The following is a 2,048-nucleotide window of genomic DNA, read 5'->3' as shown; positions in this document are numbered from 1 at the left end:
GGGCAACGCCGAGCAGGCCAACATCAACTGGGGCAAGGCCGGCCGCATGCGCTGGAAGGGCAAGCGCCCGACCGTCCGTGGTGTCGTGATGAACCCGGTCGACCACCCGCACGGTGGTGGTGAGGGTAAGACCTCCGGTGGCCGTCACCCGGTCAGCCCGTGGGGCAAGCCTGAGGGCCGTACCCGTAAGAACAAGGCCAGCGACAAGATGATCGTCCGTCGTCGTCGTACCGGCAAGAACAAGCGATAATAGGAGGAGGTAAGAAATGCCACGCAGCCTGAAGAAAGGCCCGTTCGTCGACGACCACCTCCTGAAGAAGGTGGATGTCCAGAACGAGAAGGGCACCAAGCAGGTCATCAAGACCTGGTCCCGTCGTTCGACCATCATTCCTGACTTCATCGGTCACACCTTTGCGGTCCACGACGGTCGCAAGCATGTGCCTGTGTTCGTTTCCGAGTCGATGGTCGGTCACAAGCTGGGCGAGTTCGCCCCTACCCGCACCTTCAAGGGTCACATCAAGGATGACCGGAAAGCGAAGCGCCGGTAATCATGACTACTCAGACAGATAACGCAGTGCAGAGCGCACGCGCGCAGGCAAAGTTTGTGCGCGTCACGCCGATGAAGGCGCGTCGTGTGATCGACCTGATCCGCGGCAAGAACGTCGATGAGGCCCTGGATATCCTGCGGTTCGCCCCGCAGGCCGCGTCCGAGCCCGTCTCTAAGGTGCTGGCCAGCGCGATCGCCAACGCCGAGAATAATCTCGGTCTGGACCGACGCACCCTGGTCGTCACCGAGGCGTTTGCCGACGAGGGCCCGACCATGAAGCGGTTCCAGCCGCGTGCTCAGGGTCGTGCATTCCGGATCCGCAAGCGCACCAGCCACCTCACCGTGGTCGTGACCAGTGTCGGCGAGGCCGGCGACCGGAAACGTTCGCGTCAGCAGAAGAAGAAGGGAGCCTGAGCATGGGCCAGAAGATCAACCCGCATGGCTTCCGCCTCGGAATCACCACCGACTGGAACACGCGTTGGTACGCCGATAAGCAGTACTCGGAGTACGTGAAGGAAGACGTCGAGATCCGCAAGCTGCTGTCGGGGCCCATCCGGGTCCCCGGCGAGAGCCGCCCGATCGAACTTGATCGCGCCGGAATCTCCAAGGTCGAGATCGAGCGCACCCGCGATCGTGTGCGGGTGGACATCCACACCGCACGTCCGGGCATCGTCATCGGTCGTCGCGGCGCGTCGGCCGACGTGATCCGGGCTCGCCTGGAGAAGCTCACCGGCAAGCAGGTGCAGCTGAACATCCTCGAAGTGAAGAACTCCGAAGCCGATGCTCAGCTCGTCGCCCAGGGTGTCGCCGAGCAGCTCAGCAACCGCGTGGCGTTCCGCCGCGCCATGCGCAAGGCCATCCAGTCCGCTATGCGGCAGCCGGGGGTCAAGGGCATTCGTGTCCAGTGCTCCGGCCGTCTGGGCGGTGCCGAGATGAGCCGCAAGGAGTTCTACCGCGAGGGACGCGTGCCGCTGCATACGCTGCGCGCCGACATCGACTACGGCTTCTACGAGGCGAAGACCACCTTCGGCCGCATCGGCGTGAAGGTCTGGATCTACAAGGGTGACATCGTCGGTGGACGTCGCGAGCAGGCTGCGGCCGCTCCGGCAGCCGATGACCGTCGTTCGCGTCGTCCGCAGCGTCCGCGTCGCAGCGGTGCTTCCGGTACCACCGGAACCAGCACCGAGGCTGGCCGCGCCGCGGCCACTGCGGAAGCCACCGCCACCGCGCCTGCTCCCGAGCAGGCCGAGAACCAGGAGGGCTGAGGCATGTTGATCCCTCGTCGGGTCAAGCACCGCAAGCAGCACCACCCGAGCCTGAAAGGTCAGGCGTCGGGCGGTACCAAGGTCAACTTCGGTGACTACGGTATCCAGGCGCTGGAAGGCGCTTACATCACCAACCGTCAGATCGAGTCCGCTCGTATCGCGATCAACCGCCACATCAAGCGTGGCGGCAAGGTCTGGATCAACATCTTCCCGGACCGCCCGATCACGAAGAAGCC

General features: G+C 64.3%; 4 protein-coding genes and 1 pseudogene. All 5 read left to right on the top strand.

All coding sequences use genetic code 11. From position 1 onward, the window contains the following. Positions 1-250 (top strand): annotated as a pseudogene (locus WAW85_RS16530) (50S ribosomal protein L2); the annotation flags it as partial. Between the two features lie 16 nt (positions 251-266). Further along, positions 267-548, top strand: coding sequence for a 30S ribosomal protein S19 (gene rpsS / locus WAW85_RS16525; RefSeq protein WP_026917259.1), 282 nt, complete (start codon positions 267-269; stop codon positions 546-548). 2 nt (positions 549-550) lie between these two features. Continuing rightward, positions 551-961, top strand: coding sequence for a 50S ribosomal protein L22 (gene rplV, locus WAW85_RS16520; protein ID WP_422560675.1), 411 nt, complete (start codon positions 551-553; stop codon positions 959-961). A 2-nt stretch (positions 962-963) separates the two neighbouring features. Beyond that, a complete protein-coding gene (gene rpsC, locus WAW85_RS16515) occupies positions 964-1,812 on the top strand; it encodes a 30S ribosomal protein S3 (RefSeq protein WP_422560674.1) in 849 nt (282 codons plus the stop codon). A gap of 3 nt (positions 1,813-1,815) precedes the next feature. Beyond that, a partial coding sequence (gene rplP, locus WAW85_RS16510) for a 50S ribosomal protein L16 (RefSeq protein ID WP_422560673.1) occupies positions 1,816-2,048 on the top strand: 233 nt, incomplete at its 3' end.

This window comes from Gordonia sp. (in: high G+C Gram-positive bacteria), assembly GCF_049299075.1.
Classification (GTDB): Bacteria; Actinomycetota; Actinomycetes; order Mycobacteriales; family Mycobacteriaceae; genus Gordonia.
The sequence above is the reverse complement of the archived record's forward strand: the minus strand, read 5'-3'. Positions and strand labels throughout refer to the sequence as shown.

What these genes read in the sequence shown, in the direction of transcription:
- rpsS (WP_026917259.1), top strand. Translation starts at nt 267, where the DNA reads ATGCCACGCAGCCTGAAGAAAGGCCCGTTCGTCGACGACCACCTCCTG.
- rplV (WP_422560675.1), top strand. Translation starts at nt 551, where the DNA reads ATGACTACTCAGACAGATAACGCAGTGCAGAGCGCACGCGCGCAGGCA.
- rpsC (WP_422560674.1), top strand. Translation starts at nt 964, where the DNA reads ATGGGCCAGAAGATCAACCCGCATGGCTTCCGCCTCGGAATCACCACC.